This window comes from Kribbella sp. NPDC004875, from assembly GCF_042873375.1.
Taxonomy (GTDB): Bacteria; Actinomycetota; Actinomycetes; order Propionibacteriales; family Kribbellaceae; genus Kribbella.
The window spans coordinates 400638-427379 of sequence record NZ_JBIALI010000004.1 but is presented as its reverse complement, the minus strand read 5'-3'; the positions used below and the strand labels follow the sequence as shown (position 1 = coordinate 427379).

General features: G+C 69.6%; 30 protein-coding genes. 14 read left to right on the top strand and 16 right to left on the bottom strand.

What is annotated here, in order from left to right; genetic code table 11:
* Nucleotides 1–34 precede the first annotated feature (34 nt).
* Both ACFYRH_RS24300 and ACFYRH_RS24295 read right to left on the bottom strand, forming a co-directional pair.
* Nucleotides 35–1606 (bottom strand): ABC transporter substrate-binding protein, encoded by a 1572-nt coding sequence (locus tag ACFYRH_RS24300; protein WP_387779444.1) that lies wholly within the window; start codon nt 1604–1606, stop codon nt 35–37.
* A gap of 65 nt (nt 1607–1671) precedes the next feature.
* Nucleotides 1672–2325: an HAD family hydrolase gene (locus tag ACFYRH_RS24295; protein WP_387779441.1), complete on the bottom strand. Its 654-nt coding sequence runs from the start codon at nt 2323–2325 to the stop codon at nt 1672–1674.
* A gap of 268 nt (nt 2326–2593) precedes the next feature.
* On the opposite strand from ACFYRH_RS24295, the gene ACFYRH_RS24290 reads away from it, so the two are divergent.
* On the top strand, nt 2594–3442 hold the full coding sequence (locus ACFYRH_RS24290; RefSeq protein ID WP_387779438.1) for a PAC2 family protein: 849 nt from the start codon (nt 2594–2596) through the stop codon (nt 3440–3442).
* Here ACFYRH_RS24290 and ACFYRH_RS24285 read toward each other — a convergent pair.
* Nucleotides 3439–3837: a MerR family transcriptional regulator gene (locus tag ACFYRH_RS24285; RefSeq protein WP_387779435.1), complete on the bottom strand. Its 399-nt coding sequence runs from the start codon at nt 3835–3837 to the stop codon at nt 3439–3441. The genes ACFYRH_RS24290 and ACFYRH_RS24285 overlap by 4 nt on opposite strands.
* A 25-nt stretch (nt 3838–3862) precedes the next feature.
* Between ACFYRH_RS24285 and ACFYRH_RS24280 the strand changes: the two genes are divergently transcribed.
* The 3 genes from ACFYRH_RS24280 to ACFYRH_RS24270 all read left to right on the top strand — a co-directional run bounded on the left by ACFYRH_RS24280 (nt 3863) and on the right by ACFYRH_RS24270 (nt 6475).
* Nucleotides 3863–4702, top strand: coding sequence for a polysaccharide deacetylase family protein (locus ACFYRH_RS24280; RefSeq protein ID WP_387779432.1), 840 nt, complete (start codon nt 3863–3865; stop codon nt 4700–4702).
* 99 nt (nt 4703–4801) lie between these two features.
* Nucleotides 4802–5572: a L,D-transpeptidase gene (locus tag ACFYRH_RS24275; protein WP_387779429.1), complete on the top strand. Its 771-nt coding sequence runs from the start codon at nt 4802–4804 to the stop codon at nt 5570–5572.
* A gap of 9 nt (nt 5573–5581) precedes the next feature.
* A complete protein-coding gene (locus ACFYRH_RS24270) occupies nt 5582–6475 on the top strand; it encodes a hypothetical protein (RefSeq protein WP_387779426.1) in 894 nt (297 codons plus the stop codon).
* 66 nt (nt 6476–6541) lie between these two features.
* On the opposite strand, the gene mshC is transcribed toward ACFYRH_RS24270, so the two are convergent.
* Nucleotides 6542–7762, bottom strand: coding sequence for a cysteine--1-D-myo-inosityl 2-amino-2-deoxy-alpha-D-glucopyranoside ligase (mshC, locus tag ACFYRH_RS24265; RefSeq protein ID WP_387779423.1), 1221 nt, complete (start codon nt 7760–7762; stop codon nt 6542–6544).
* A 114-nt stretch (nt 7763–7876) separates the two neighbouring features.
* Between mshC and ACFYRH_RS24260 the strand changes: the two genes are divergently transcribed.
* Nucleotides 7877–8581, top strand: coding sequence for a DUF6882 domain-containing protein (locus ACFYRH_RS24260; protein ID WP_387779420.1), 705 nt, complete (start codon nt 7877–7879; stop codon nt 8579–8581).
* A 12-nt stretch (nt 8582–8593) separates the two neighbouring features.
* On the opposite strand, the gene ACFYRH_RS24255 is transcribed toward ACFYRH_RS24260, so the two are convergent.
* Genes ACFYRH_RS24255 through ACFYRH_RS24245 form a run of 3 tightly spaced genes read right to left on the bottom strand, consistent with a single transcriptional unit; the run spans nt 8594 to nt 10668 of the window.
* Nucleotides 8594–9388 (bottom strand): SCO1664 family protein, encoded by a 795-nt coding sequence (locus tag ACFYRH_RS24255; RefSeq protein WP_387779417.1) that lies wholly within the window; start codon nt 9386–9388, stop codon nt 8594–8596.
* Nucleotides 9385–9960: a DUF3090 family protein gene (locus tag ACFYRH_RS24250; protein WP_387779414.1), complete on the bottom strand. Its 576-nt coding sequence runs from the start codon at nt 9958–9960 to the stop codon at nt 9385–9387. Before ACFYRH_RS24250 ends, ACFYRH_RS24255 begins: the two co-directional genes overlap by 4 nt.
* Before the next feature lie 12 nt (nt 9961–9972).
* On the bottom strand, nt 9973–10668 hold the full coding sequence (locus ACFYRH_RS24245) for a histidine phosphatase family protein (RefSeq protein ID WP_387779411.1): 696 nt from the start codon (nt 10666–10668) through the stop codon (nt 9973–9975).
* 36 nt (nt 10669–10704) lie between these two features.
* Between ACFYRH_RS24245 and corA the strand changes: the two genes are divergently transcribed.
* Nucleotides 10705–11688, top strand: coding sequence for a magnesium/cobalt transporter CorA (gene corA / locus ACFYRH_RS24240; RefSeq protein ID WP_387779408.1), 984 nt, complete (start codon nt 10705–10707; stop codon nt 11686–11688).
* Between the two features lie 127 nt (nt 11689–11815).
* On the opposite strand, the gene ACFYRH_RS24235 is transcribed toward corA, so the two are convergent.
* Both ACFYRH_RS24235 and ACFYRH_RS24230 read right to left on the bottom strand, forming a co-directional pair.
* On the bottom strand, nt 11816–12643 hold the full coding sequence (locus ACFYRH_RS24235; protein ID WP_387779405.1) for an undecaprenyl-diphosphate phosphatase: 828 nt from the start codon (nt 12641–12643) through the stop codon (nt 11816–11818).
* Entirely contained in the window at nt 12643–13701 is a 1059-nt protein-coding gene (locus tag ACFYRH_RS24230) for an LLM class F420-dependent oxidoreductase (protein WP_387779402.1), read from the bottom strand. The genes ACFYRH_RS24235 and ACFYRH_RS24230 overlap by 1 nt, the downstream gene beginning before the upstream one ends.
* Before the next feature lie 51 nt (nt 13702–13752).
* Between ACFYRH_RS24230 and ACFYRH_RS24225 the strand changes: the two genes are divergently transcribed.
* From ACFYRH_RS24225 to ACFYRH_RS24205, 5 genes are all read left to right on the top strand, one after another.
* The gene (locus ACFYRH_RS24225) at nt 13753–14694 is read left to right on the top strand and encodes an aldo/keto reductase (protein ID WP_387779399.1); all 942 of its coding nucleotides are present in this window, start codon (nt 13753–13755) and stop codon (nt 14692–14694) included.
* Nucleotides 14695–14726: 32 nt separating this feature from the next.
* A complete protein-coding gene (locus ACFYRH_RS24220) occupies nt 14727–14912 on the top strand; it encodes a DUF5703 family protein (RefSeq protein ID WP_387779397.1) in 186 nt (61 codons plus the stop codon).
* A 76-nt stretch (nt 14913–14988) separates the two neighbouring features.
* Nucleotides 14989–15477, top strand: coding sequence for a MarR family winged helix-turn-helix transcriptional regulator (locus ACFYRH_RS24215; protein WP_387779395.1), 489 nt, complete (start codon nt 14989–14991; stop codon nt 15475–15477).
* Nucleotides 15474–16283: an ABC transporter ATP-binding protein gene (locus ACFYRH_RS24210; RefSeq protein ID WP_387779393.1), complete on the top strand. Its 810-nt coding sequence runs from the start codon at nt 15474–15476 to the stop codon at nt 16281–16283. The genes ACFYRH_RS24215 and ACFYRH_RS24210 overlap by 4 nt, the downstream gene beginning before the upstream one ends.
* Nucleotides 16243–17061, top strand: coding sequence for an ABC transporter permease (locus ACFYRH_RS24205; protein ID WP_387779391.1), 819 nt, complete (start codon nt 16243–16245; stop codon nt 17059–17061). The genes ACFYRH_RS24210 and ACFYRH_RS24205 overlap by 41 nt, the downstream gene beginning before the upstream one ends.
* Here ACFYRH_RS24205 and ACFYRH_RS24200 read toward each other — a convergent pair.
* Nucleotides 17032–18240: an MFS transporter gene (locus ACFYRH_RS24200; protein ID WP_387779388.1), complete on the bottom strand. Its 1209-nt coding sequence runs from the start codon at nt 18238–18240 to the stop codon at nt 17032–17034. The two genes, ACFYRH_RS24205 and ACFYRH_RS24200, sit on opposite strands and share 30 nt — an antisense overlap.
* 73 nt (nt 18241–18313) lie before the next feature.
* On the opposite strand from ACFYRH_RS24200, the gene ACFYRH_RS24195 reads away from it, so the two are divergent.
* Genes ACFYRH_RS24195 through ACFYRH_RS24185 form a run of 3 tightly spaced genes read left to right on the top strand, consistent with a single transcriptional unit; the run spans nt 18314 to nt 22318 of the window.
* Nucleotides 18314–19174: a LysR family transcriptional regulator gene (locus ACFYRH_RS24195; protein WP_387779385.1), complete on the top strand. Its 861-nt coding sequence runs from the start codon at nt 18314–18316 to the stop codon at nt 19172–19174.
* Nucleotides 19175–19216: 42 nt separating this feature from the next.
* On the top strand, nt 19217–19858 hold the full coding sequence (locus ACFYRH_RS24190) for a lysoplasmalogenase (protein ID WP_387779382.1): 642 nt from the start codon (nt 19217–19219) through the stop codon (nt 19856–19858).
* A 33-nt stretch (nt 19859–19891) separates the two neighbouring features.
* On the top strand, nt 19892–22318 hold the full coding sequence (locus ACFYRH_RS24185) for a glycosyl hydrolase (protein ID WP_387779379.1): 2427 nt from the start codon (nt 19892–19894) through the stop codon (nt 22316–22318).
* On the opposite strand, the gene ACFYRH_RS24180 is transcribed toward ACFYRH_RS24185, so the two are convergent.
* The 6 genes from ACFYRH_RS24180 to ACFYRH_RS24155 all read right to left on the bottom strand — a co-directional run bounded on the left by ACFYRH_RS24180 (nt 22309) and on the right by ACFYRH_RS24155 (nt 26709).
* Nucleotides 22309–23634: a M20/M25/M40 family metallo-hydrolase gene (locus ACFYRH_RS24180; RefSeq protein ID WP_387779376.1), complete on the bottom strand. Its 1326-nt coding sequence runs from the start codon at nt 23632–23634 to the stop codon at nt 22309–22311. The two genes, ACFYRH_RS24185 and ACFYRH_RS24180, sit on opposite strands and share 10 nt — an antisense overlap.
* 38 nt (nt 23635–23672) lie before the next feature.
* Nucleotides 23673–24077 carry a Rieske (2Fe-2S) protein gene (locus ACFYRH_RS24175; RefSeq protein WP_387779373.1) on the bottom strand — a complete coding sequence of 135 codons (405 nt, stop codon included), beginning with the start codon at nt 24075–24077 and terminating at the stop codon, nt 23673–23675.
* A gap of 12 nt (nt 24078–24089) precedes the next feature.
* A complete protein-coding gene (locus ACFYRH_RS24170) occupies nt 24090–24620 on the bottom strand; it encodes a DUF6529 family protein (RefSeq protein WP_387779370.1) in 531 nt (176 codons plus the stop codon).
* Between the two features lie 9 nt (nt 24621–24629).
* Nucleotides 24630–25280, bottom strand: coding sequence for a hypothetical protein (locus tag ACFYRH_RS24165; RefSeq protein WP_387779367.1), 651 nt, complete (start codon nt 25278–25280; stop codon nt 24630–24632).
* A gap of 120 nt (nt 25281–25400) precedes the next feature.
* The gene (locus ACFYRH_RS24160; protein ID WP_387779365.1) at nt 25401–25889 is read right to left on the bottom strand and encodes a VOC family protein; all 489 of its coding nucleotides are present in this window, start codon (nt 25887–25889) and stop codon (nt 25401–25403) included.
* A gap of 10 nt (nt 25890–25899) precedes the next feature.
* On the bottom strand, nt 25900–26709 hold the full coding sequence (locus tag ACFYRH_RS24155; protein WP_387779362.1) for a maleylpyruvate isomerase family mycothiol-dependent enzyme: 810 nt from the start codon (nt 26707–26709) through the stop codon (nt 25900–25902).
* Between the last annotated feature and the right edge of the window lie 33 nt (nt 26710–26742).

Genomic DNA, 26742 nt, shown 5'->3' with positions numbered 1-26742 from the left:
GTTACTGCCATGGCATTTTTGTGTCAGCCGGTCGTTACCGATGTAATCCGGACAGATACAGGAACGACAGGGGGTCGACGGCCGTCTTGACGTTCTGCAGATCGTTGCTCGCGACCAGGGCGAGCCGTCCCTGCCAGCTCGGGATCACCGGCGCGTCCGCCGCGATCACTCCCTGTAGCTGCGCGATCAGGTCGTCCCGCTTCAGGCCGTTCTGTTCGGTCCGCTGCTGCTGCAGCAACTTCGTCGCCGCCGCGGACCGGTAACCGTTCGCCGCGAACGCGCCGTCAGCGGCGACGAACGGAGCGAGATAGTCGTCGGCGTCCGGGAAGTCCGGCACCCACCCGCCCTGGAACAGGTCGTACGCCCCCGCCTTCGTCGCCACCTGGTACTGCGGCCACTCGGCGCTCCGCAACGTCACCCGGAACAACCCCGACGCCTCCAGCTGGCGCTTCAGCTCGAGTACTTCGGCCTTCGCGCCGGTCTCGTACTGCGTCGGCGTCCAGCCGACCGTCAGCGGGACCGGTACGGCGATGTTCGCCTGCTTCAGGATCGCCGCGGCGGCTGCCTTGCTCGGCTGCTTGAACTCGGTCCGGAACGCGTCGACCTGCCCGCCGAAACCGGGGGGCACGACCGAGTACAGCGGCGACACGTGGTCGCCGTACGCCTTCTTCGCGATCGCCTGGCGGTCGATCAGCTGCGCGACGGCCCGCCGTACGGCCGGATTGCGGGACAGCAGCGACTTCATCTGGAAGGCGAAGAACCGGATCTCCGCGGAGTTGGTCTCCGCGACCTGGACCTTGTCGGACTTGCGCAGCTTGTCCAGCAGGCTCGGACCGAATCCATGGAACGCGAGATCCGCCTTGCCGGTGGTGACGGCCTGGTAGAGCGCCGCCGAGTCCTTCATCTGGACGATCGTGACGCCGTCGTTCTGCGCCGCCCGCGGACCGCGGTACCCGGAGAACTTGGTGAGGGTGACTTCCGTGCCCGGCTTGTAGGCCGCGAGCTGGTACGGCCCGCTCCCGACAGCCTCCGTGTCGAGCAGCTTGGACGCCGGGTACGCCTGCTCGTCGACGATCGACGCGGCGGTCGTGGTGAGGAGGTACGGGAGCCGGGCGTCAGGGCTCTTCAGGTTGAACACGGCCGTCAGCTCGTCCGGCGTACTCACGGACTTCACCGACGCGAACAGCGGAGCCGCTCCCCCGGGCGTCTTGAGCCGCAGCAGCCGGTCGAAGCTGAACTTCACGTCCGACGAAGTCAGCTCATGCCCGTTCGGGAACGTCAGGTGATCCTTCAGGCTGCAGGTGTACGTCGTCGGCGAGTCGAACTGGCAGTCGGCCGCGTCCGGTACCGGGGTGGGCTTGTCCGGGAGGATCGTCAGCAGGGTCTGGTACAGGTTCGCCTGCACGGTTCGCGAGCCGACGTCGTACCGGCCGGCCGGGTCGAGGGACGTGATCGAGTCCGTGGTCGCCAGCCGCAGCATCGCCAGCTTGGGCGTCTGCTCGCCCGGCAGCGGTGCCTTGTCGTCCGGCTGACCGCACGCCGCCAGCGACACGCCCAACGCCCCCACCGCCGCGGCCGCCGATACCCGGCGCACCCACTCGCTCACCGTCTCACCTTTCCCAGCCCGTTACCCCAACAACGCCCCCGAGGGCACCAAGTGACGGTAGCTCCTCAATGGAGCAGAGCGCGCAATGACTCCGGGGTGAGTGGCTCGAGCGATTTCACCACGAGCCGGCGCGGCGCCTCCGGAACGGTCACCAGCTGCGGTACGGCGACGACGTACAGCCCGGCCGCCGTCGCGGCCTGTGTGCCGGTCACCGAGTCCTCGATCGCGACGCAGTACGCCGGGTCGACGCCGAGCCGCTCGACAGCGGTCAGATAGGGCTCCGGGTGGGGCTTGCCGAGCGTCACCTCGTCGCCGGCCACGATCACGTCGAACGGGTCCGGCGGCAGGTGCCCGAGGACCGCGTCGATCATCGTCCGGTACGACGCGGAGACCAGCGCGCACGGGATCTCCTCCTTGCGCAGCGCCTGCAGCAGCTCCAGCGCCCCCGGCATGAACGTCACCTGCTTGCGGAGCGCCTCGACCACCTCGGAGAACATCCGGTCGGCCAGCTCGTCGGCGGTGATCACGCCTTCCGGGATCCGCGCCAGCCACACCTGCACCGCGTCCCGCAGGTCGCTCCCGATCAAGGTCATGCAGTCCTCGATCGTCCAGGTCGCGCCGAGCTCGGCGAGCAGCTCCAGCTGCACCTCCGCCCAGACCGTCTCGGAGTCGACCAACGTCCCGTCCATGTCCCACAGCACCGCTTGCAGGGCCGGCAACTACCGCTCCTCTACGTCGTCCACACCGATCAGCTCTCTTTGAGCCCCCAGCAACCGTTTCCGGAGGCGCAAAACGGTTGCTGGGGGCTCAAAGAGAGCTGTTTGCCGTGGCCATTGTCCCTGGTTGCGGCAGGTTCGGACATTTCGGGTCCGGCGACACGGTTCGCCGGGGGTGAAACCCGACGCACGCGGAGGGCTGAGCACGTAGGCTGGCAGTCCGGTCCGGCGAGCGCCGGAGATGGCTGGACAGACGACAGGGGGCCTGCGAGTGGTTGACCTCGCGAACCTGAGGGACCCGGTCGTGATCGCCGCGTTCGAGGGCTGGAACGACGCGGCGGAGGCGGCGACCGGTGCGGTCGACCACCTGATCGACGAGTGGGACGCCGAACTCGTCACGGAGATCGACCCCGAGGACTACTACGACTTCCAGGTCAACCGGCCGCAGGTCGGGCTGGACGACGACGGCGTCCGGCAGCTGACCTGGCCCACCACCCGGGTCTACCTGGCCCGCCCCGAGGACAGCGACCGGGACGTGCTGCTGATCCGCGGAATCGAGCCGAACATGCGCTGGCGGGCGTTCTCCAGCGAGCTGCTGGAGATCGTCGACGAGTCGAACGCGCAGATCGTCGTCGTCCTCGGCGCCCTGCTCGCGGACTCGCCGCACACCCGGCCGATCCCGGTCTCGGCGACCTCGTCCGACCCGGAGCTGACCGCGTCGTGGAGCCTGGAGCCGTCGACGTACGAGGGCCCGACCGGGATCACCGGCGTCTTCGCCGACCTGTGCGGCACGCTCGGCGTCCCCTCGGTGAGCATCTGGTCCGCGATCCCGCACTACATCGCCGGTACGCCATGCCCGAAGGCGTCGCTCGCGCTGCTCGGCAAGATCGAGGCCCTGCTCGACGTCGCGATGCCCGAGGGCGACCTGCCCGAACTGGCCCGCGCGTGGCAGCGCGGCGCCGACGAGCTCAGCGAGGAGGACCCCGAGGTCGCGGAGTACGTGCACTCGCTGGAGGAACAGCGCGACACCGCCGACCTCCCGGAGGCCACCGGCGAGGCGATCGCCGCCGAGTTCGAGCGCTACCTGAAGCGCCGCAACAAGAACCACCCGAGCGATTAGGCGGGCATTTCCCGGTTCGCGGTCGCGATGACGTCGTCGAGGACAGCGCGCGACGTGGTGAGGTCGGCGATCATCCGGTCGATCCGCTCCCGCTCGGCGGTCAGCTCGGTGACGAGTTCCGGGGTCGCCCGTTCGTTCGGGCCGCCGTCCGGGTCCCGCATGCAGGGCAGCAGTTCCGCGATCTTCTTGCTGTGCAGCCCGGCCGCGAACAGCTCCTGGATCAGGATCACCCGGTCGACGGCGCGCTCGGCGTACTCACGCTGGCCGCCGGACGTACGCTCCGACACGAGCAGGCCCTGAACCTCGTAGTACCGCAAGGACCGCACACTGACCCCGGTCCGTTCCGCCAGCTCACCGATCCGCACCCGCGCGACCTCCGGACTTGAACCTGACACTGATGTCAGACTCTACCGTCCAGCCATGACGCTCTACGACTACAGCCCGCTCCCGGAACGGCCGCGCCTCGACTGGCCCGACGGCAAGCGCGTGGCCTTCTACGTCGGCCTCAACATCGAGCACTTCCTGCCCGACCAGCCGTCCACCAGCATCTGGCCGCTCAACCTCGAGCCCGACGCCCTCAACCAGGGCTGGCGCGAGTACGGCGAACGCGTCGGCATCTGGCGCACCATCGACATCCTCGACCGGTACGGCGTCCGCGCCAGCGCGCTGATCAACTCGCTGGTCACCGAGCACAACCCGCAGATCGTCGAGGCCGGCGCAGCGCGGGACTGGGCCTGGCTGGCGCACGGCCGGACCAACACCACACTGCACACGGGGTACGAGCTCGACGAGGAGCGTCGCATCCTCACCGACATCACCGAGACCATCGAGAAGGCGACTGGACAGCGCCCGAAGGGCTGGATGGGCCCGGCGCTCACCGAGACCCACAACACCCCACAACTGCTGTCGGAGCTCGGCTACAACTACGTGCTCGACTGGACCAACGACGACCAGCCCTACCGCCTGAACATCCCCGGCATGCTCAGCGTCCCGTACACCGTCGAACTCAACGACCTCGGCCTGTTCCTCCGCGGCCTCAGCGGCCCGGACTTCCTCCAGATGGTGAAGGACCAGTACGACGTCCTTCGCGACGACTCCGCCGAGACCGGCCGGGTGATGGCGCTCGCGCTGCACCCGTTCGTGATCGGCCAGCCGTTCCGGGCGAAGTACCTGAACCTCGCACTCGAGTACATTGCGGCGCAGCCGGACGTCTGGCTGACCACCAGCGACGCCATCGCCGAGCACTACTTGGAGCAGTAACTCCGCGGGGTGTGGCGCGTTGTTACCGATGGGTTTATTCTCGAGCGGACAACTGGGGGGTGACGGCGTGCCGTCACCGGGACCACGGGGAGTAACAGCATGCGCGACGAGCGGGGCGGCAGCTCGATCCCTGCGCTCGCCGTGCTCGTGCTGCTCGGGATCGTCGCCGCGGTCGGGATCTTCGGCAACAAGACCAAGCACATCGACGTCGACCTGAGCACGCTGACGGCGTCGACGACCGCCACCACGATCACCACCGCCCCGCTCGACACCCAGCCCTTCGCCGGGACCAGCGGACTGGTCGTCCACCCGCGTGCCGAGGCGGCGCTGTTCAGCGCGCCCGACGCGGACGCCGTCGGCAAGATCGGCCCGACCCAGTTCGGGCCGACCTGGCTACCGGTGGTGGAGCAGACCGACGGCTGGGTGCGGGTCCTGCTGCCGTCCAAGCCGAACCGGTCCACGGGCTGGCTCCAGGACGAGGACCTCGACCGCGCCACGTCGTCGTACCTGATCCGGGTGCACACCAGCTCGCGGACGCTGGAGCTGTTCCTGAACAACAAGAGCCTCGGCTCCTGGAAGGCCGGCGTCGGCGCGACGAAGACGCCGACCCCACCCGGCCGGACGTTCCTGCTCGGCTCGATCATCGACCACAAGCGCTCCGCCTCACCGATCGTGCTGCCGCTGGGTGCGCACAGTCCCACTCTGGACACGTTCGGTGGCGGTCCTGGTACGGTCGCGATCCACGGCTGGCCGAATCCCCACGTCTTCGGGGCGGCGATCAGTGCCGGCTGCGTCCGGGTGCCGAAGACCGCCCTCGCCCATCTGCAGAAGGTTCCGCTCGGGACCCTCGTCCTGATCGACAGCAACTAAGGAGATCCGATGCGACGACAGTTGACTCCGACGGTGCTCACGGCAGCGGCCGTGGCGGGCGTCGTGACGTTCAGCCTGGTCGCGAGTGCGCCGGTCGGCAACGCCGCGGCCCGGCCGTCCTCGGCGTACGCCGTGAGCGCGGAAGGCCAGGTGCCGATCGCGAAGACGCCGTACGCCGAATCGCCGGACGGCAAGCGGCGGACGACGTCCGCGCTCGAGCTCCCGAAGAACCCGCTGCTCTCGGTCCGGGCCGGGACGGCGACCGCGGGCAACGACGCGGCGTCGGTGGAGCTGTTCGACATCGTGGTGGGTCCGGACATCCTCAGCCAGGTACAGATCCCGCCGGAGCTCAAGCAGCAGTGCAACTCGCTGCCGGCGACCGGCGCCGAAGACCTGCCGCTCCCGGACATCGCGCTGCCCGACCTCGGTCTGCCGCTGCCGAAGCTGAGCACGAAGGACCTGCCGGTCAAGAACCTGCCCGAGCTGTGCAACCTGCTGCTCACGCCGCCTAAGTCACTGCTGTCCATCGACGCGCTGAACGTCTGGTGTTCCGGTGATCAGGGCGGCGTCGACATCGGCGGGCTGTCGCTGCTCGGTCAGGCGATCAAGCTGCCGAGCACCAAGCAGGGCGCGTCGCTGCCGTCCAACCCGCTGGCGTCCATCAAGGTGAACAGCCAGGGCAGGCACTCCGACGGCGCGTTCACGATCACCGGTCTGAGCATCGACCTCGGCGGCGGCGCCGAGACCATCACCCTGGCGTCGGCGACCTGCGCCAAGCCGGCCGCGAAGCCGAAGCCCAAGCCGACCCCGCACCCGGAGAACCCGGCCCCCGCGCAAATCGACACTCCGCCCTCGGCCCCCGTCCCCACCCCCGTCAAAACCCACCAGCCCGTCACCGGCTGACAGAAGTTCCAGGTTGGGGAGGATCGCGTGCCCGATTCGGGCGCACGATCCTCCCCAATCTGTTTGCTAGAGCTTGACGCCGAGGAGGGCGTCGACGGCGAGGGCGACCAGGGCAGGTGCCTCGTGGTCGTCGCCCTCGGCCTCGGCCCAGGCGTCGACAGCCGCCAAAGCGCCCGCGCTGTCCAGGTCGTTCGTGAGTGCCGCCCGTACGGCGTCCACCGCGGCCGCACCGTCCGGCCCCGAGCCCCGGCCGATCGCGCCGCGCCAGACGTCCAGCCGCGCCTGAGCGTCGGTCAGGTCAGACTCGGTCCAGAACCAGTCGGTCCGGTAATGGTGGGTGAGCAGCGCGAGGCGGATCGCCATCGGGTCCGCGCCGGCCAGCCGCTCCTTCGACACCAGCACGAGGTTTCCCTTGGACTTCGACATCTTCTCGCCGTCGAGACCGACCATCGCCTGGTGCACGTAGGCCCGGGCGAACGGGTGCTCCCCGGTCGCCACCTGCGCACCGCTCGCGGACATCTCGTGGTGCGGGAAGATCAGGTCGGACCCGCCGCCCTGGACGTCGAACGTCATCCCGAGGTACTTCAGCGCGATCGCCGAGCACTCCACGTGCCACCCCGGACGCCCGCGTCCCATCGGCGAGTCCCAGGCCGGCTCCCCCGGCCGCTCGTGCCGCCAGAGCAGACTGTCCAGCGGGTCCTGCTTGCCCTCGCGCTCCGGGTCGCCGCCGCGCTCGGCGAACAGCTCGGTCATCGTCTCGCGATCGTAGTTGGACACCCCGCCGAAGGCCGGGTCCGTCTTCACCGCGAAGTACAGGTCGCCGTCGACCGAGTAGACGGCGCCCGCCCGCTTGAGGTCCGCGACCGCGTCGGCGACCAGGTCGATCGACTCGACCACGCCGATGTAGTGCTGCGGCGGGATCACCCGGAGCGCGGTCATGTCGTCGCGGAACAGCTGGATCTCCTGCGCCGCGAGGTCCGTCCACTCGACGCCGGTCGCCGTCGCCCGCTCGAGCAGCGGGTCGTCCACGTCGGTGATGTTCTGCGTGTACGAGACGTCGTACCCGGCGTCCCGCCAGAGCCGGTTCACCAGGTCGAACGTGACGTACGTCGCCGCGTGCCCCATGTGCGTCGCGTCGTACGGCGTGATGCCGCACACGTACATCCGCGCGGTACCCCCGTCGGTGGGCGGCAGCTCGACCGGACCGCTGGACGCGGTGTCGTAGAGGCGTAGCCGCCGGGCCGGCCCGGGTACGACCGGGATGTCTGGTTTCGTCCACGCCTGCATGTGTCGGAGCTTATGCCAGTCCGATTTTCAATGACGCGACACGGTTCCATTCCGGGTCCGATCCGCGGTCGGCGGGGTGAGCTCTGCGCCCGCCGGCCGGTAGCCTCGCGGGTGATGAGCGCATCAGCAGACTTCAGCCCCGAGTTCCAGGCGTACGGCGCCTGGATCGCCGCCGCCGCGATCCAGCAGCAGGACCTGTTCAACGAGGTCGTCGGGACCGACTCGCTACAGGCCGACCTCGACGCCCGGACGCTCACCGGCGACCGCGGCGTCCTCGGCCGGGTCTCGCTGCTCGGCAGCTTCTCCGAGCTCGACCACACCTGGCTGTGGGGCTGGGCGAACCCGGGTTTCGGCGCGGAGGCGCCGGCCGTCGCACCGACGGCGGCGATCCGGGCATTCGGCGAACAGCACCGGATCGCGGAGTTCACCACGGACAGTCCGGACCTGAGCGGCTTCCCGCAGCCGGAGCAGGCCGCGATCACACTCGCGATCACGGCCGGCGCCGTCCTCGGCGGCCGTGGTGTCTGGTCGACCGCGATCAACGAGGGGCGCGGGCACGTCTACCTGCACGTCGCCGATGAGCAGTTGCCGCGGGCCGGCTTCGACCCGTTCGCGACGCCGCGGCTGCTGATGACGGCGGTGAGCGTCTTCCCGGCCGACCACCGGCGGGTCGTCCGCGGCTACTTCCAGCACTTCGGCTTCCAGTTCCAGGAGAACGCCGAGATGCTCCAGGGCACGGCGCCGAACGGCAGTGTCGTGATCACGTCGTACGACGAGCACGGCCGCCTCGGCAACGTCAGCGTCGAGCCGAAGGCCTAGAACGCGGGCCGTCTAGAAAGCCGGCCAGGGAATCGCGGGCCACTCGTCGCTCGGGTGCGGGAACACGCCGGTCTTGAGCAGCGTCGCGCAGCGTTCCCTGGTCGCGGTCAGCTCGACCGTGGTGATCAGCTCGCAGAGTTGCTGCCCGAGCGCACCGGCCAGCTGATCCGCCAGCCGCCGTACGTCGTTCAGCAGGTCGGCCGGGATCGGGTCGCCGGCCCAGCCCCACAACACCGTGCGGAGCTTGTCGTCGGCGTTGAACGTGACGCCGTGGTCCACGCCGAACACGCGGCCGTCGCCCGGATTCAGCACGTGGCCACCCTTGCGGTCCGCATTGTTGACCACGGCATCGAACACCGCCATCCGGCGCAACGCGTCGTTGTCCGCGTGCACCAGCGTCACCGGGTTGTGGCGGCCGTCGAGGGCGTCCAGGACACCGACCCATCCGGACGGCACCCGGCCCTGCGGGACGATGTCGACCAGCTCGGTCTCCCCCGCCGCGAGCTCGGCCTCGTCGATCCACAGCTGCACCATGCCGACGCCGAGCGGGCCATCGCGCAACAAGGTCGGTGGCACCACCGACCACTCGAGCGCCTCCGAGACGACGTACGCCGCGAACTCGCGCTGGGCCAGGGTGCCGTCGGGGAAGTCCCACAGCGGGCGCTCTCCCTCGACCGGCTTGTAGACCACCGTGGCGGTCTCGCCGGCCAAGCTGACCGAGCCCTGGTAGGTGCCGTTCGAGGCGGCCACCAGGCGGCCGTGCAGCGCGAGCTCTCCGAGGGCGAGGAGCTCCGGGTCGACGGTCATTCCGGGAGGTGCCTGCGGTAGCCGTTGGCACGGGGGCAGATGTGGCCGTCGGCGTCGATCGGCCGGCCGCAGAACGGGCAGCTCGGGCGGCCGGACGCCACCAGCGCGACCGCACGGCGCGCGAACGCCCGGGCCTGCTCCTCGGTGATCCGGACCACGAACACCTCGGCGTCGTCGGACTCCATCGCGGCGGTGACCGGGTCCTCCTCCTCGAGCTCGACCTGCTCGCCGGTGACGACCGCGAACACCTCGATCACCACGCGCTCCGCGTCGGCCTCCCAGGCCAGCGTCATGGTGCCGGCCCGGAACTCCTCCTCGATCGGCTGCTCGAGCGGCGCGGTGTCGTCCGAGCCGGACTGCGCGACCGGGTCCCGGTCGAAGCGCCGGGCGACCTCGTCCAGCATCACGTCGAGCCGCTCCGCGAGGGCCATCACCTGTTCCTTCTCACACGCCACCGAGGTCAGCCGGTGGCCGGCCCGGGCCTGCAGGAAGAAGGTCCTCGCACCTGGTTCGCCCACGGTGCCGGCGACGAACCGCTCGGGGTCGTCGTAGGAGTGCACAACTCGCGCCATGTCTAGACCCTATTACCGTCCACCGACTACTGCGTCCGAGGACTGCTTCTTCGGCTTGGCTTTCGCTGACGGCTTAGGGATCAGGGAGGCCAGCTCGCTGCCGGAGTCGTTCAGCCGGACCAGGAACGGGCGGACCGGGGTGTAGGTGATGATCGTCGTCGACGCGGTGTCCACGACGATCCGCTGGAACGTGTCCAGATGCTGACCGAGCGCGTCCGCGACGATCGCCTTGATCACGTCGCCGTGCGACACCGCCACCCAGATCGCGCCGTCGCCGTGGGTCTTGGCCAGCTCCGCGTCGTGCGCGCGGACCGCGTCGACGGCACGTTGCTGCATCCCGCGCATCGACTCGCCGTTCGGGAAGGTCACCGCGGACGGGTGCTGCTGGACGACGGCCCACAGCGGGTCCTTCGCGAGTGTCGCGATCTTCTTGCCGGTCCAGTCGCCGTACCCGCACTCGGTCAGCCGGCGATCGGTTGCCGGACGCAACTCCGGATGGTGCTTGGCGATCGCGGCCGCGGTCTGCTTGCAGCGCTCGAGCGGCGAGGTCACGATCGCGGCCAGCGGCAGCTCGGCGAGCCGGCCCGCGACGGCGGCGGCCTGCTCGATCCCGGTGGCGTCCAGCTTCACGCCGGGCGTCCGCCCGGCCAGCGTTCCGGACGTGTTCGCGGCACTACGACCGTGGCGGACGAGAATCACGGTGGGCATGGAGGCACGTTATCCGGTCGACGCAACCCTGATGCAATGATGGGTGGCGTGATCGTCGACTGCGGGGTCTACGCCGAGGGGGAACGGCAGGACCTGCCCAAGAACCCCGAGACGGTTGCCCAGGCCATCGACGACGACGGGCAGTGCTTCGGGTGGATCGGTCTGCACGAGCCCTCGGACGCCGAGATGGCACGGGTCCAGAAACTCTTCGGGCTGCACGACCTGGCCGTCGAGGACGCGCTGCAGTTGCACCAGCGCCCCAAGGTGGAACGCTTCGGCGACACGCTCCTCGTCGTCCTGCGGACCCTCTGGTACGTCGACGAGGGCGACGCCGTCGAGACCGGTCAGGTCACCGCCTTCGTCGGCCCGCGGTACGTCGTCACGGTGCGGCACGGTGAGGGTGGCGAACTCGCCACGACGCGGCACGAGCTCGAGGAGCGCGCGTCGATGCTCGGGCACGGACCGGCCGCCGTACTGTGGGCGATCTGCGACGAGATCGTGGACGACTACGAACGTGTCGCCGGGCAGGTCGAGATCGACGTCGACGAGATCGAGTCCTCGGTGTTCTCCCCCGAGCGGACCAGCGACGCGGAGCGGATCTACCGGTTGAAGCGCGAGGTGCTGGAGATGCGCCGCGCGGTCGACCCGTTGCGCGAGCCGATGGAACAGTTCGCGCACGGCATGGCCGGGCTGGCCGCGAAGTCCGGGCCGTTCTTCCGCGACGTGGCCGACCACCTCAGCCGGGTCTCCGACCAGACCGAGGCGATCGACACGTTGCTGTCGTCCGCACTGAACGCGCATCTCGCGCGGGTCTCCGTGCAGCAGAACGACGACATGCGGAAGATCTCGGCGTGGGTCGCGATCGCCGCCGTACCGACGATGCTGGCCGGCATCTACGGGATGAACTTCGACAACATGCCCGAACTCCGGTGGCACTTCGGCTATTACGCGATCCTGCTGGTGATGGCGCTCGTCTGCGTCACGATGTACCGCTTCTTCCGCAGGGTCGGCTGGCTCTAGCTGGCCCACCTCGTTTGAGGGGCCGGCCCCTCAAACGGTGGGTGAGCACCTGGTACTTCGGGTACGCACCCCACCGGATCGGGGGCCGGCCCCTCAAACGGGAGCAGGCGGGACGTCGGCGGGCGGGCTAGGTGGCGGTGATGGTGCTGGTGGCGAGCAGGATGACCAGGACGACGCCGAGCAGCAGGCGGTAGAAGGCGAAGACCTCGATGGTGTGCTTGGCGACGAAGCGCAGCAGCCAGGCGATCGACGCGTAGGCGACGACGAAGCTCACCACGGTCCCGACGATCAGCGGTACAGCGCCGACGGTGCCGTTCAGCGCGTCCTTCAGTTCGTAGACGCCCGCGCCGACGAGGGCCGGGATCCCGAGCAGGAACGAGATCCTGGTCGCCGCGACCCGTTCGAGCCCGCGGAACAGACCGGCCGAGATGGTCGCGCCCGATCGCGAGATGCCGGGGATCAGCGCGAGGCACTGGACCAGGCCCATCACCAGCGCGTCGACGAACGTGATCCGGGTCAGCGGGCGGCTCTTGCTGCCGATGCGCTCCGCGGCGACCATCACGAACGACCAGCCGATCAGGGCGGCGGCCACCCACCACAGGCTGCGCAGCGGGCCGGAGATCAGGTCGCGGGCGAGGAATCCGACGATCACGATCGGCACCGAGCCGACGATCACGTACCAGCCCATCCGGGCGTCGAACTCGCCGCGGTGCTCCGGCTTGGCCAGGCCCCGGACCCAGGCGACCGCGATCCGCGCGATGTCCTTCCAGAAGTACAGGACGACCGCGGCGATCGCGCCGACCTGGATGACCGCGGTGAAGCCGGTGATCGACGGGTCGTCGATCTTCAGGCCGAGCATCTTCGACACGATCGTCAGGTGCCCGGTGCTGGAGACCGGGAGGAATTCGGTCAGGCCCTCGACGATGCCGAGGATGATGGCGTCCAGGATCGTCATCAGCTGCCGGCCCCGGACAGCTCCAGGGCCTCGGCCGCGGTGTGCAGGTCGGCGATCCGCTGCTCGACGGTCGACGCGAACGGGGTCAGCGCGACGGTGGTCGCCCCGGCCTCGGCGTACGCGGTCAGCTTCTCGGCCATCCGCGCCTTGTCACCGAGCAGCGAGATCGAGTCCAGGAAGCCGAACGGTACGGCGGCCATCGCCTCGCGGTGCTTTTTGTCCAGGTAGAGGTCCTGGATCTCTTTCGCCTCGTCGGCGTAGCCCATCCGGACCGCGAGCGCGTTGTAGAAGTTCTTCTCGCGGCTGCCCATGCCGCCGATGTACAAGGCGGCGTACCCACGGATCGGGTCGGCCGCGGCCTGCAGGTCGTCTCCGGTCATGACCGGCACCGACGCCACGACGTCGAAACCGTCGAGACTCTCGGAACCGTGACGGGCTTGCCGGCCCGTCCTGATGTGCGTCAACTGCTCTCCAAGGAATCCGGGGTCGTTCAGGATCCCGAGCCAGCCGTCGGCGATCTCACCGGCCAACTCGAGGTTCTTCGGACCGACCGCGGCCAGGTACACCGGTACGTGGTCGCGGATCGGTCGCACAGTCAGTTTCAGCGCCTTGCCCGGTCCGTCGGGCAACGGCAACGTGAAGTACTTCCCCTCGTAGGCGACCGTCTCGCGGCGCAGCGCCGCGTTGACGATGTCAACGTACTCACGGGTCCTGAGGAGTGGCTGAGAAAATCGGACGCCGTGCCAGCCCTCCGACACCTGCGGACCGGACACGCCCAGACCGAGCCGGAACCGGCCGTTCGAGAGCCGGTCCAGGGTGGCGGCCGTCATCGCGGTCATCGCCGGCGTCCGGGCCGGGATCTGGAAGACCGCCGCACCGACGTCGATCGTGGTGGTCTGGGCGGCGATCCAGCTGAGCACTGTGGCCGCGTCCGAGCCGTACGCCTCCGCGGCCCAGGTGACCGAGAATCCGAGCGCTTCGGCCTCCTTCACCAGCCTCAGGTGGTCCAGATGGTCGTCGCCGCCGTAGACGAAGCCGATGTTGAGTCCGAGTCGCATGACTGGCGAGCCTAGCGAGAACATGTCGGTGGGCCGCAATAGGCTCGGGTCATGCAGCAGCGCTATCTCGGTCACAGTGGACTTGCGGTGAGCAGGCTCGGCCTGGGCACCATGTCATGGGGCCGGGACACCGACGAGCACGAGGCCCGCGAGCAGCTCGCGGCGTTCGTCTCCGCCGGTGGGACGCTGATCGACACCGCCGCGGCGTACGGCGACGGTGACAGCGAGCAGCTGATCGGGTCGCTGCTCGGCGACGTGGTGGACCGCGACGACCTGGTGATCGCCACCAAGGCCGGGTTCAGCGTCCGCCGCGGCGAGCGGATCACCGACACCTCCCGCGGCGCGCTGCTCCGCGACCTGGAGGGCTCGCTGCGCCGGCTGAACACCGACTACATCGACCTGTGGCAGCTGCACACCTGGTCCGACGACGTCCCGCTGGAGGAAACGCTCTCCGCGCTCGACCACGCGGTCAGCTCCGGCAAGGTGCGGTATGTCGGCGTCTCGAACTACGCGGGCTGGAAGTCCGCCCGGGCGGTCACCTGGCAGCAGGCCTGGCCGGGTCGCGCCGTCCCGGTGTCCAACCAGGTCGAGTACTCGTTGCTCGCCCGGGACGCCGAGGTGGACGCGCTGCGCGCCGCCGCGGGGCTCGGGATCGGGGTGCTGGCGTGGTCGCCGCTCGGCCGCGGCGTGCTGACCGGGAAGTACCGCACGGGCATCCCGGCGGACTCGCGGGCGGCGTCCCAGCATCTGTCCAGATTCGTCGACCCCTATCTCGACGGCCGGGCTTCCGGCATCGTGGAAGCGGTCGCGCGCGCCGCCGACGGGCTCGGCTGGACCCCGCTCGAGGTGGCGCTCACCTGGGTGCGGGACCGGCCCGGAGTGTCGGCGGCGATCGTCGGCGCCCGTACTGCGCTACAACTGAAAGCAGTCCTCGGAGTGGAGGAGCTCACCCTGCCACCGGCGATCGCGGCGGCGCTGGAGGATGTTTCGTGAGGTCGTTGGCGTTCTGGTAGTCGGAGGTGTGGATGGCCGAGTACGAGCTGCAGCAGTTCGAGGTGTCCAGGACGGAGACGCGGGGTGCGGTGCGCAAGCTGCTCACCGAACACGCGGAGTACGGCGGCTGGGAATTGGCCCGGTTGCGTCGCTACCCGGACGGTACGCGCCGGGTCTGGCTCCGGCGCCGCATCATCCGGGTGATGCGGACCCTCTGACCCCGACCGGCCCGGCACGAAAGTTCCGGGCCGTTCTCGTGGCGCAATATCTCTGCAACAGAGGTATTCTGTCGGTGTGACCGAAGATCTCGCCGAGGAGTTGCTGCAGGCGATCGGATTGGTGCGCCGGCATCTGCGCCGATCGGCCGGCCGGCCGTTCCCGTTGTCCGCCCTGACCGACTCGCAGGCCGAGCTGATCCGGACGGTCCGCCGGAATCCGGGCATCTCGGTCGCCGAGGCAGCGGCCGAGCTCGGCCTGGTCGCGAACACCGTCTCCACGCTCGTCGGCCAGTTGACCGAGCGCGGGCTGATCGAGCGCACCCAGGACGCGTCCGACCGCCGGGTCGCGCGATTGACGCTCACCGACCCGGCCCGCGAACAGGTCGAGGCCTGGCGCGACCGGCGTACGGCGCTGGTCACCCGCGCACTCGACGACCTCGCGGACGGCGACCGGGATGCGCTGCGCGCCGCCTTGCCCGTGCTCGCCGTACTGGCCGAACGGCTGCACCCCGCAGAACAGCAATCTCAGCAGCAACCTCAGCAAGACCGGAAGGAGCGCGTATGACAGCGGATCAAGCCGTCGAGATCAGCGGGCTGACCCACCGGTTCGGCGAGCATCTCGCGGTCGACAACCTCGACCTCACCGTCTCCCCCGGTGAGTGCTTCGGGCTCCTCGGTCCGAACGGCGCCGGCAAGACCACGACGCTGCGAGTGCTGAACACGCTCTATCCCCCACAGTCCGGCACTGTCCGGGTCTTTGGGCTGGACGTCCGCACCGACGCGATGCAGGTACGCCGGATGCTCGGTTACGTCCCGCAGCAGCTCTCGATCGAGGGCGCGTTGACGGGCCGGGAGAACGTCTCGTGGTTCGCGCGGCTCTTCGACGTACCTCGGCGGGAACGCGCCGCCAGGGTGGCCGAGGTACTCGAGATCGTGGACCTGACCGATGCGGCCGACCGGCTCGCGTCGACGTACTCCGGCGGCATGGTGCGGCGGCTCGAGCTCGCGCAGGCGCTGGTCAACCGGCCCGCGCTTCTCGTGCTCGACGAGCCGACGGTCGGGCTGGACCCGGTCGCGCGGGACTCGGTGTGGGCACGCGTCCAGGAGATGCAGGCGAAGTACGGGATGACCGTGCTGCTGACCACGCACTACATGGAAGAGGCCGACATCCTTTGCGACCGGGTGGCGCTGATGCACCTGGGCCGGCTGCGGGCCGCCGGTTCACCGGCTGACCTGAAGGCCGAGCTCGGTCCGGAGGCGAGCCTCGAGGACGTGTTCCGGCACTACACCGGCGAGAGCCTGGAAGGCCAGGCGAAGGGAGGACTGCGCGATGTCCGTGGCACCCGTCGCACCGCCCAGCGGATGGGTTGATTCGCGCCCGCGAGCCGTTCTGCGGCTGTTCTCGCGAATCGGCACGTTCTGCCTGGTCGAGCTGCAGAAGCTGCGGCACGACCGGACCGAGCTGGTCACCCGCGCGATCCAGCCGATCCTCTGGCTGGTGATCTTCGGTCAGACGTTCAGCCGGATCCGGGCGATCCCGACCGGCGACGTCCCGTACCTCGACTATCTCGCGCCCGGGATCATCGCGCAGTCGGCGCTGTTCGTAGCGATCTTCTACGGCATCCAGATCATCTGGGAACGCGACGCCGGCATCCTCACCAAGCTGCTGGTGACGCCCAGCCCGCGCTCGGCACTGGTCGCCGGTAAGGCGTTCGCGGCCGGCGTCCGGACCATCTCGCAGGCGATCGTGGTGATGATCGTCGCGGCGCTGCTCGGCGTCAGCCTGACCTGGAACCCGCTGAAGCTGCTCGCCGTCCTGGCCGTCGTCGTGCTCGGGGCGGCGTTCTTCTCGTGTCTGTCGATGACGATCGCGGGCCTGGTCCTTCGTCGCGACCGGCTGATGGGTATCGGTCAGGCGATCACGATGCCGCTGTTCTTCGCCTCGAACGCGCTCTACCCCGTCGACCTGATGCCCGGCTGGCTGCGGGCCATCTCGCACGTCAACCCGCTCACCTACGAGGTCAGTGCGCTGCGCGGCCTCCTGATCGGCCAGCCGACGACGTACTGGCTCGACTTCACGGTCCTGATCGTCGCCGCCGTGGCCGGCATCATCGCCGCCTCAGCGCTGTTGGGCCGCCTCGCCCGTTAGCGTTCCCGCGGTCTGACACCGCAACAGGACCAATCCGGCGACGACCGCGGTGATCAGCCCGGCGCCGACCAGGCTGTACTCCGCCCCGATCGCGCCGATGATCGGTCCGCCCACCAACAGCCCGGCCGCGCTCCCGGCGCTCACCACCACGCTCTGGCCCGACAGCAGCGTTCGACGTTCCGCCCCTTGGGACGATCTGGTGATCAGGACTGAGATGGCCGCGATCCCGATCACCACGGTCAGGCCCGACAATGCGCCGGTCACCGCGACCACGGGAGGCGTCGTCCAGACGCCCATGCCGACCCAGCACAGACCTGACCAGCCCCACGCGACAGCAGCCGTTGCCACCGGCTTGGTACGCCGTACCACTGCCAAGGACACCGCGGTTCCGACCAGCGAGCCGACGCCGTACCCGGTCATGCCGGCGGCGAGGTAGACGCCTGGTTGACCGCGCTGCTCGCCGACCACGGACAGACCGAGGGTGAAAGCGAACCAGGTCACGCAGCCGGTCCCGCGCACGATCCAGCCGTACAACACATCGCTCCGCCCGCGCAGGCTCTCTCGGATGGAAGGACCACCGGCGGGCACCGGCTGTGTGGCGACCGCGCGCTCGGGCTGCACCGTGCAGGCGAGGAGCCCAGCCGCCACGACCGCGACGGCTTCGATCCAGAGCAACTCGTTCGTGAACCCGGCCGCCACCGCGAACGCACCCGCCGTCGGGCCGATGAGCATTCCGATCCGGCGCAGCCCGTCCTGCCAGGTCAACAGCAGGACCGCCCGCCCTTCGCCCCACCGGTCCCCTGTATCGGCGAGCAATGCGGACCGCCCAGGGTTCGACAAGGCGTCGCCAAAACCCAGGAGTAGACCGCTCAGTACGAGCAGCTGCGGTGACAGAACCCCGAGGCCGGCTGCCGTTGGCACGGACGCCAGCGCGAGCGCGGACACCAACGCGACCACGGCCAGCCGCGGCCCCGAGTCCACCCATTGACGTGCCTTCCGGGCCCACCAGGGCGACAGCAACACCGGCACTCCGGCGGCTCCGCCGACCAACCCGGTCGCTGCGACCGATCCGGTCTCGCGAAGGATCACCAGCGGCAGTGCCACCTGCGCGATCCGGAACGCGAAGTCCGCCGTACCGCTGCCGGCCAGCAAGGCCAGTGCTTCGAGTTTCGCCCTCACAGCGAGGATTCTTGGCGTCCCGGCGGGCCTCGGGTAGCTACCGGCGGTTACCCGCTTGCCATAGGCTCCACCTATGACCTCATTACCCTCGGTCGAGGATCTGCGGCTGGTCCAGGCCGTCGCCCGAACCGGCGCCGTCGGTACGGCGGCGCGCGAACTGCGGATCTCGCAGCCGTCCGCCTCCCAACGGCTCGCCCGGCTCGAACGGCTCTGCGGTGCCAAACTCTTCGAGCGCGACACCCGGGGTGCCCGCCCGACCCCGGCAGGCGCCGAGCTCGGCCGCCGGGCCGACCACATCCTCGGCCACCTCGAGGAGGTGTACGACGCGACTCGCCTGGCCGCCACCGGACGGCGGCTGGTGATCGGCACCTTCGTCAGCATCGCCCCGATCCTGTTCCCGGTGCTGGACGCGGATCTCCCGGAGCTGGAGATCCAGCAACAGGTCGACCACGGCCACTTCCTGGTCGAACGCGTTGCGGAGGGCACGATGGACGCCGCCTTCATCGCGATCGCCGAGCAGATCACACTCCCCCGCGGCACCGTCTCGCAGCGCGTCGGCCACGACGAACTCGTACTGTTCGTCCCGCCCGGCGCCCGTCCACCGGGCCGCGGCCGGCAGCCGCTCAAGGACCGGCCGATCGCGTTCTCCACCTACGACAAGGGCAGCGACGAGGTCCACACCCGCCTGGCCGCCCTGGGCGCCGTCCCCCGCCGGGGCGTCACGCTGAGCACCACAGTCGCCATGGCGCGTCGCCGCTCGCACCTCGCTCTGATCCCGCGGAGCGCGCTGGCCACCGAGCTCCGGCCCGGCGAGCACCTGGTCCCGGCACCCTTCCGGTACCGCCTGACGCTCTCGGTCGTCACCACGCCGACCCCGCCGGAACCCTTGATGACATATCTCCCGGATCTGCGGGCCACGTTGAACTTGTCGTGAACACCGGTGAGTTCTGGAGCCGGCTGCGGCAGACTCGAAGGCATGAACCTGGGGAGGTTGGCGCGGGGGCGCCGGGTGCTGGCGGGGTTCTGGGGCGCGACGGTGGTGCAGGTCGCGGCTGTGGCCTTCGATGCCAAGATCCTCAAGCTGGCCAGCAAGCCCACACTGATGCCGCTGCTGTGGCACTGGTCGCGAACACAGGACGCCCCGCCGCTCCTGCAAGCCGCCATCCTGGCCTCGGCTGCCGGTGACCTCCTGCTCGAGACGAATCTCGAGCTGGCCGGTATGGCGGCGTTCGGCGCGGCCCACGCGTGTTATCTCGCCGTCTTCCTCTCCGGCCCGTCGCAACGGTCCTGGCGGGTTCTCGCAGCGTACGCGGCCGTGTGGGCGGCGCTGATCGCGGCCCTCTCCCCCAAGCTCGGCGGCCGGCGTGTCCCGGTGGCGGCGTACGCGTTGTTGCTGACGGCAACCGCGATCACGTCCCGCTGGCACAACTCGCGCAGCGGCGCCGGCGGCACACTCTTCCTGATCTCCGACTCACTGATCGCGCTCCGGATGGCCGGTCGGGACTTCCCGGGCCGCGGCGCGCTGACGATGTCGACGTACGCCGTCGGCCAGTACCTGCTCGCCTCGGGAGTCACCGAGTCGCGGGACAGACTGACCGGTACTGGTCATCCGCGTTGACCCGCGTCGCCGCGTCACGATGGGGTGACGGGTATGGCGACCGTCGACGACGTACGACGACAGTTCCGGAACCCGCCGCCCGAGGGGCGGCCGATGATGCGCTGGTGGTGGTTCGGGCCGTCGATCGAGGCGGACGAGCTGGACCGGGAGCTGGAGGCGATGGCCGCGGCCGGGCTCGGCGGAGCCGAGGTCGCGTTCGTGTACCCGATGGGGCCGGTGACCGCGCCGTTCGGATCGCCTGAGCCGCTCGAACTGGTCGGCCATGCGGCGCGGAAGGCACGCGAGCTGGGGCTGCGGTTCGACGTGACGCTGGGCAGCGGGTGGTCGTTCGGCGGTCCGCACATCGGACCGGAGCTGGCCGCGCGGCAGTTGCACTGGGACCGGCGCGAGATCGGCTCCGCGGCGTACGACGTACCGATCGTGGAGTCGTGGCCGGGTGACGAGTTCGTGGCCGCCTTCGTGGGCGACGGGTCCGCCGGCACGCCCTCGTCGTACGTCGAGGTTCCCGTGCACGACGGGGTGATCCAGGTACCGACGGGTGGTCAGCCGCGCGAGGTGTTGATCGCGACGTCCCGCCTGACCGGGCAGCAGGTCAAGCGGACCGCGGCGGGAGCCGAGGGGCATACGCTCGACCACTACTCGACCGCCGCTGCGCTGGAGCACATCCGGACGGTCGCGGAGCCGTTGCTGAAGGCAGCGACTCCGGAGCTGCTCGGGTCGGTGTTCTGTGACAGCCTCGAGGTGTACGGCGGCGACTGGACACCGGCCATCTTCGACGAGTTCACGAAGCGGCGCGGCTACGACCTGCGACCACGGCTGTTCGAGCTGCTCGTGAACACGAACGGGTCGCGGCAGCTGCGGATCGACTTCGGCCGGACGCTGTCCGAGCTGTACGAGGACAACTTCCTCAAGGTCTTCCAGAGTTGGGCGGCAGGGTACGGCGTACCGTTCCGGATCCAGAGCTACGGTGAGCCGCCCGCCACGATGAGCAGCTACCGCCACGTCGACATCTTCGAGGGCGAGGGCTGGGGCTGGACGCGGATCCCGGAGACCCGATGGGCGTCGTCGGCCGCGGCCGTCTACGGCAAGTCCGTGGTCTCCGCCGAGGTGTGGACGTGGGTGCACTCGCCGTCGTTCCGCGCGACACCGCTCGACCTGCAGGGTGAGGCGCACGAGCACTTCCTGTCCGGCGTCAACCAGCTGATCGGTCACGGCTGGCCGTACTCACCCTCGACCGGCCCCGGTCTAGGCTGGATCTTCTACGCGGCCGGCGCCCTCGACGACCGCAACCCTTGGTGGCCGGCGGCGACGGCTCTCTTCGGCTCCCTGCACCGGCTCTCGTGGCTGTTGCAGCAGGGCACACCGGTCCGGCCGGTCAAGATCTACGTCCCCGCCTCGGACGCGTACGCCGCCGTGCGGGCCGGGTTCCCGGAGCCGAACAACCTGTACCGCGTGGTCCGGCAACTGATTCCGGAGAACATCCCGCGGGCGATCCGGGAAGCCGGTCTCGACTTCGACCTGATCGACGACGACGCGATGGCCGTGCTCGATCCGGCCGAGGTTCCACTGGTCATCGTCCCGGACGGGACCACGACACCGCCCGCCACCCAGGACTGGCTCGACGCTGTGATTGCGGCCGGCGGTTCGGTGGTGACGGATGCCGACCAGCTCCCGGCCGCTCCGCTGACTCCGGTGCCCGATGTCGGGGTGGTGCACCGCCGGCTGGACGACGCCGACCTCTACTTCGTCGCGAATACCGGCGCCGAGCCCCGCCACCTGATTTTCGCCGAGCCGATGGAACGCTGGAGCCAGTTCTCGGACGACGTCACGGTCACGAGCGCCATCACCCTGCACCCCTACGAGTCGGCGGTCCTGGTGCCCTCGACCGCCGCGGCCGCGACACCACCCTCACAAGACGTCCTGTCCACCGTGGTCGGTCCGTGGACGGTTGCCTTTGACAACGACGAGCGCCCGGTACAACTCCCGCACCGGTGGGAGGACGATCCCGCGCTGGCGGCGTACTCCGGCTCCGCCACCTACCGCACCGAGCTCGACCTCCCGGCCACCACGGGCCGGCTACTACTGGACTTCGGCCCGGGCGAACTCGTCGACCCCGACAGCGAGCCTTATCTCCCGCACAACTCGTATCGGGCGCTCATCACTCCGCCGGTAGGTGTCGCCGCGGACATCTACCTGAACGACACGCACTGCGGTTCGCTGTGGGCGCCGCCGTACCAGGTCGACCTGACGGATGCCGCGCGAGCGGGCGTGAACGAGTTGCGGGTCGTCGTACACAACACCGCCGCCAACGCGCTGTCGACGGATCAGCACCTGCTCGATGCGGCCGCCGAGGTCACCGCGCAGAACGGGCGCCGGTTCGACCTGCAGCACATCGAGCACGCGACCGATGACCTGCACTCGGGGCTGCTCGCCGTACCGGCGATCGTGCGTCAGGCCTGATCCAGGAAGCGGTCCAGGACCCGCGACCCGAACTCCAGCGCCGACGTCGGCACGCGCTCGTCGATGCCGTGGAACATGCCCATGAAGTCCAGGTCCGGCGGCAGCTGCAGCGGGACGAAACCGAAGCAGCGGACGCCCAGCCGGCTCCACGACTTGGCGTCCGTGCCGCCCGACATCAGCAGCGGCGCCGTCCGGCTCTGCGGGTCCTCGGCCGCGAGGCAGGCCTTCATCGCCTCGACCAGACCGCCGCTGAACTCGGTCTCCAAGGCGATGTCCTGGACGACGGTCTCGCGCTGCACCTTGTCGCCGAGCAGCTCGTCGATGGTCGCGAAGAACTCGTCCTCGTACCCGGGGAGGAACCGGCCGTCGATATGCGCCTCGGCGTCACCCGGGATGACGTTCACCTTGTAGCCGGCGTTCAGCATCGTCGGGTTCGCCGTGTTCCGGATCGTGGCGCCGAACATCCGGCTGAAGCTGCCGAGCTTGGCCAGCGTCGACGTCATGTCCTCCGGGTCGAGCTCGACCTCGAGCACGTCCTCGAGCGTCTTCAGGAACTCACGGACGGTCGGCGTGACCCGCAGCGGCCACTCGTGCGAGCCGATCCGGGTGACCGCCTCGACCAGGTTGGTGACGGCGTTGTCGGTGTTCACCATCGACCCGTGGCCCGCCGTACCGCGGGCCTTCAGGCGCATCCAGTTCATGCCCTTCTCGGCCGTCTCGATCAGGTACAGGCGCAGGTCGTCCTTGACCGTGATGGAGAAGCCACCGACCTCACCGATGCCCTCGGTGCAGTCCGCGACGGTGTCCGGGTGGTTGTTGATCAGCCACTGGGCGCCGTACACACCGCCGGCCTCCTCGTCGGCGGTGAAGACCAGCCGAACGGGCCGCCGCGGCTTCACGCCGGCGCGCTGCCGGGCCCGGACCACCGACAGCACCATCGCGTCGAAGTCCTTCATGTCGACCGCGCCGCGACCCCAGACGCAGCCGTCGAAGATCTCCCCCGCGAACGGGTCGACCTTCCAGTCCTTCGGATCCGCCGGTACGACGTCCAGGTGGCCGTGCACGAGCAGCGGGTCGGCACTCTCGTCGTCGCCGTCCCAGTGCGCGACCAGCGTCGCCCGGCCCGGCTCGGACTCGTAGATCGTCGACTCGATGCCGACCTCGTCCAACTGCGCGGCGACGTACTCCGCCGCGACCCGCTCCCCGTTGCTCTTGCCGTTGCCGTAGTTCGTGGTGTCGATCCGGATCAGCTCACTGCAGAGCTCCACCACCTCGGCGTCGGGGGCGTACGACGGACGGTCGCTGGGAGTCGTCATGGGCCCCATCCTCTCGCACCACGGGCGCGGAGGTGGAGTCAGGTCAGCGTGATCGTGTCACCGGTGATCTTGATCGGTTTCGGCGGCAGCGGCCGCGGCGCCGGGCCGGCTTCGACGGCGCCGTCCTTGATCGAGTACTTGCTGCCGTGGCAGTCGCAGTTGATCGTCCCGCCGGAGACGCTCGCGACCGGGCAGCCGAGGTGGGTGCAGATCGAGCTGAACCCCTTGAACGTGCCCTTGCTGGGCTGCGTGACCACGACCTGTCGCGGCGCGAAGATCTTCCCGCCGCCGACCGGGATCTCGTTGGTGGTGCCGAGGACCGCGTTCGCCGGAGCCGGCGGTGGAGTGCCCTTCGGTTCGCCGTACTTCGAGCACCCGGTGAGTCCGGCGGCAGCGCCGGCCGCGGCACCGGCGAGGAACGTCCGGCGGCTGGGTTGGTTCACGGAGAGGTCCTTTCAGCGGGTGATGCCGAACGTGGTGAAGAACCACAGCGCCGACGTGAGCCACAGCCCGATCAGGCCGGTGAAGACTGCTCCGCCGGCGACCGGGAGCAGCCAGGCCGGCGCGTCGGTGCGGGTGAGCGCCAGCATCTTCACCACGAACGCGCCGTAGAAGAAGCAGCCGAGCAGGGAGTGGACGAGCACGCGCGGCTCGCCGTACTGGAAGCCGAGTGCGTAGAGACAGTGCGCGACGACGGGCAGTGTGACCGCGACGGCGGCGCGGCCGGACCAGCGGTGCAGCGCGGCGAGGCTGGACCGGCCGCGGTAGATCGCGACCGCACTCGCGAGCTGCACCAGACCGAGTACGGCGGCCAGCGTCGCCAGCCACGTCTTGACCGCTTGGAAGCTGGAGAAGCCCGCGATGTCGATCGCGACACCGGTGGGATGGTGCAGGCGCCCGTACACCCCCAGTCCGACAGCCGTCGCGGCTCCGGCGACGAGCGGTACTGCGACCGCACTGCGTTTCGCGACTGACGTCGTACTCATCCGGCCTCCTCAGAAGGTCTCGTCGCCGGTGATGGATTGGGCGGTGACCTCGGAACCGTCGACGGTCGCGGACCTGTTGGCCGGGTTGAGGGGTGGGGCTGCCGCGGGCGTGCCGTCGTTGTCGATGCCGACCTGGGAACCGTCCGGAAGGACGATCCAGCCGATCGTGGTGCTGCCGTTGCGGGCGCGGTAGAGGCCGGCCGGTGGTCCGGCTGGGTGGGCGGTGAAGCGGAGGGTGCGTCCGTGGAAGGTGAGGGTTCCGGCTGCGGCGGTCCCGATGAGGTGCTCTCCGGTGCGGGACCTCAGGGTCAGGCGGCCGGTGTTCGCGGTACCCGCCAACCAGGCTTCGAGGCGGCGGCCGTCGCAGACGTAGGCGACGGCCCGGGTGCCTTTGACGGCTACTGCGAGCGTGGCTTCCCGGCCTGCTGTTCGGCCGATGTAGACGATCGGCTTGTGAGCTGGGGTCGGCGCCCGCGGTGTCGAACGGGTGGCTGTAGGTGTTGGCGTCGGCTTCTGTTCAGCGGTGGGCGTCGGGCTCGGTGCGGCAGGCGTCGCGGCGTACCCCGACGAGCCGGTGGCCTGGGTGCTGTTGACGATCAGCAAACCGACCAGCCCGACGGCCGTTGCCGCCAGCGTCACCAAAGGACTGCGCTGCCCCATCTCCCCGATCCGCCCCGAGACTCACCCCACTCCCGAGAATCCCGCCGACGCCGTGCCCGGTCAACGTCTCGACCGTCAGCGCACCTTTCGTCAGCGCCCCTTTCGTCAGCGCACCTTTCGTCAGAGCACCTTGAGGCCGTACATCTCCCCGAGTGGGTCGGCGATCAGTTCGATCCGGGCGCCGTCGGGATCGCGGAAGTAGATCGACGTACCGCTCTCCTCCTGGAAATCGACCCCGTGCTCGGTGAGGCTCTCCTTGAGCTGCTGCCACTTCGCCGGTTCCACCGAGATCGCCAGGTGGTGCAGGCCGCCGAGCACCTCGGCGTACGGACCGAGGTCGAGGCCGGGGAAGTCGAAGAAGGCGAGCAGGTTCCCGTTCCCGATGTCGAAGAAGAAGTGCGTCGAGCCCTCGTAGTCCCGGTTGCCGACCATCTCGGTCAGCGGGAACCCGAGGACGCCGGAGTAGAACCGCACCGTGCGCTCGACGTCCGCGCTCAGCAACGCCGTGTGATGCAGTCCGCGAGCTGTCGACGTACCTCCCGGCTTCAGGTACGCCGACCTGATCCGGTCCCGCTCGGCTTCGATCGCGGGCAGGTCGATGTCGGTCATGCCATCCCCTTCAGATCCGGAAGAACAGGTTCAGGTACCGGTCGGCCACGGCCCGGTCGCCTCGGATCGTACCGGCGTTGCTCCGGCCGAACGCGGTCAGCACGAAACTGCCCGGGTCGAACTCGATCACCGCCGACAGGTCGCTCACGTCACCGGCCGTGTAGTCCATGCCGTCCGGGCCGACGGTCACCCTGGTGTCGCCGGCGTTCGGGCCGCTGGTGATCCGGATGCCGAGCTCGCACGGCTCCTTGGCGCCGGTGGTGTACTTCCACAGCACGAACATGAACGGCACCAGCAGGTCGGCCGCCTCGCCCGACAGACCGTGCGCGCGACCGGTGCCCTGGCGGATGTCCCACGAGTGCACGCCGTAGTCCATCAACTGGAACGCCGGGAAGAAGAACGCAGGCAGCGGGCCCATGTAGAAGTGCGGCACGGTGAACCCGCCCCACTCGTCGGGCCCGAGCGCGTCGAAGATCCCCATCATCTTGTCGAAGTCCGTGCGCAGCCGCTCCACCAGCTCCGGCCGCGGCACGTTCCGCAACGCCAGCGCCTGCTTGTCCACCCGCTCGGCCATCCCCGGCAGCCCGTACGCCGGTGGGACCTCGCTGTGCGACCGCGCCGCGTCGAACGCCACGAAGTACGACTCGGTGGTGTCCGTGAGATGCGCCACCACATCGCGCACTTCCCAGTGCCCGGCCCCGGTCGGCGACTCCCAGACATCGTCGCCGTCGACCATCCCGAAGAACAGCTCCGCCTCGTCCCGCACCACCCGGAGCATCGTGTCCTTACCCTCGAACGACATCCCGTTCCACGCGTCCACGGCGTACCACCTCCACCCCCAGAGGCCACTCCT

What these genes read in the sequence shown, in the direction of transcription:
- ACFYRH_RS24280 (WP_387779432.1), top strand. Translation starts at nt 3,863, where the DNA reads ATGACGCTCTACGACTACAGCCCGCTCCCGGAACGGCCGCGCCTCGAC.
- ACFYRH_RS24275 (WP_387779429.1), top strand. Translation starts at nt 4,802, where the DNA reads ATGCGCGACGAGCGGGGCGGCAGCTCGATCCCTGCGCTCGCCGTGCTC.
- ACFYRH_RS24270 (WP_387779426.1), top strand. Translation starts at nt 5,582, where the DNA reads ATGCGACGACAGTTGACTCCGACGGTGCTCACGGCAGCGGCCGTGGCG.
- mshC (WP_387779423.1), bottom strand. Translation starts at nt 7,762, where the DNA reads ATGCAGGCGTGGACGAAACCAGACATCCCGGTCGTACCCGGGCCGGCC.
- ACFYRH_RS24260 (WP_387779420.1), top strand. Translation starts at nt 7,877, where the DNA reads ATGAGCGCATCAGCAGACTTCAGCCCCGAGTTCCAGGCGTACGGCGCC.
- ACFYRH_RS24255 (WP_387779417.1), bottom strand. Translation starts at nt 9,388, where the DNA reads ATGACCGTCGACCCGGAGCTCCTCGCCCTCGGAGAGCTCGCGCTGCAC.
- ACFYRH_RS24250 (WP_387779414.1), bottom strand. Translation starts at nt 9,960, where the DNA reads ATGGCGCGAGTTGTGCACTCCTACGACGACCCCGAGCGGTTCGTCGCC.
- ACFYRH_RS24245 (WP_387779411.1), bottom strand. Translation starts at nt 10,668, where the DNA reads ATGCCCACCGTGATTCTCGTCCGCCACGGTCGTAGTGCCGCGAACACG.
- corA (WP_387779408.1), top strand. Translation starts at nt 10,705, where the DNA reads ATGATGGGTGGCGTGATCGTCGACTGCGGGGTCTACGCCGAGGGGGAA.
- ACFYRH_RS24235 (WP_387779405.1), bottom strand. Translation starts at nt 12,643, where the DNA reads ATGACGATCCTGGACGCCATCATCCTCGGCATCGTCGAGGGCCTGACC.
- ACFYRH_RS24230 (WP_387779402.1), bottom strand. Translation starts at nt 13,701, where the DNA reads ATGCGACTCGGACTCAACATCGGCTTCGTCTACGGCGGCGACGACCAT.
- ACFYRH_RS24225 (WP_387779399.1), top strand. Translation starts at nt 13,753, where the DNA reads ATGCAGCAGCGCTATCTCGGTCACAGTGGACTTGCGGTGAGCAGGCTC.
- ACFYRH_RS24220 (WP_387779397.1), top strand. Translation starts at nt 14,727, where the DNA reads ATGGCCGAGTACGAGCTGCAGCAGTTCGAGGTGTCCAGGACGGAGACG.
- ACFYRH_RS24210 (WP_387779393.1), top strand. Translation starts at nt 15,474, where the DNA reads ATGACAGCGGATCAAGCCGTCGAGATCAGCGGGCTGACCCACCGGTTC.
- ACFYRH_RS24205 (WP_387779391.1), top strand. Translation starts at nt 16,243, where the DNA reads ATGTCCGTGGCACCCGTCGCACCGCCCAGCGGATGGGTTGATTCGCGC.
- ACFYRH_RS24195 (WP_387779385.1), top strand. Translation starts at nt 18,314, where the DNA reads ATGACCTCATTACCCTCGGTCGAGGATCTGCGGCTGGTCCAGGCCGTC.
- ACFYRH_RS24190 (WP_387779382.1), top strand. Translation starts at nt 19,217, where the DNA reads ATGAACCTGGGGAGGTTGGCGCGGGGGCGCCGGGTGCTGGCGGGGTTC.
- ACFYRH_RS24185 (WP_387779379.1), top strand. Translation starts at nt 19,892, where the DNA reads ATGGCGACCGTCGACGACGTACGACGACAGTTCCGGAACCCGCCGCCC.
- ACFYRH_RS24180 (WP_387779376.1), bottom strand. Translation starts at nt 23,634, where the DNA reads ATGACGACTCCCAGCGACCGTCCGTCGTACGCCCCCGACGCCGAGGTG.
- ACFYRH_RS24170 (WP_387779370.1), bottom strand. Translation starts at nt 24,620, where the DNA reads ATGAGTACGACGTCAGTCGCGAAACGCAGTGCGGTCGCAGTACCGCTC.
- ACFYRH_RS24165 (WP_387779367.1), bottom strand. Translation starts at nt 25,280, where the DNA reads ATGGGGCAGCGCAGTCCTTTGGTGACGCTGGCGGCAACGGCCGTCGGG.
- ACFYRH_RS24160 (WP_387779365.1), bottom strand. Translation starts at nt 25,889, where the DNA reads ATGACCGACATCGACCTGCCCGCGATCGAAGCCGAGCGGGACCGGATC.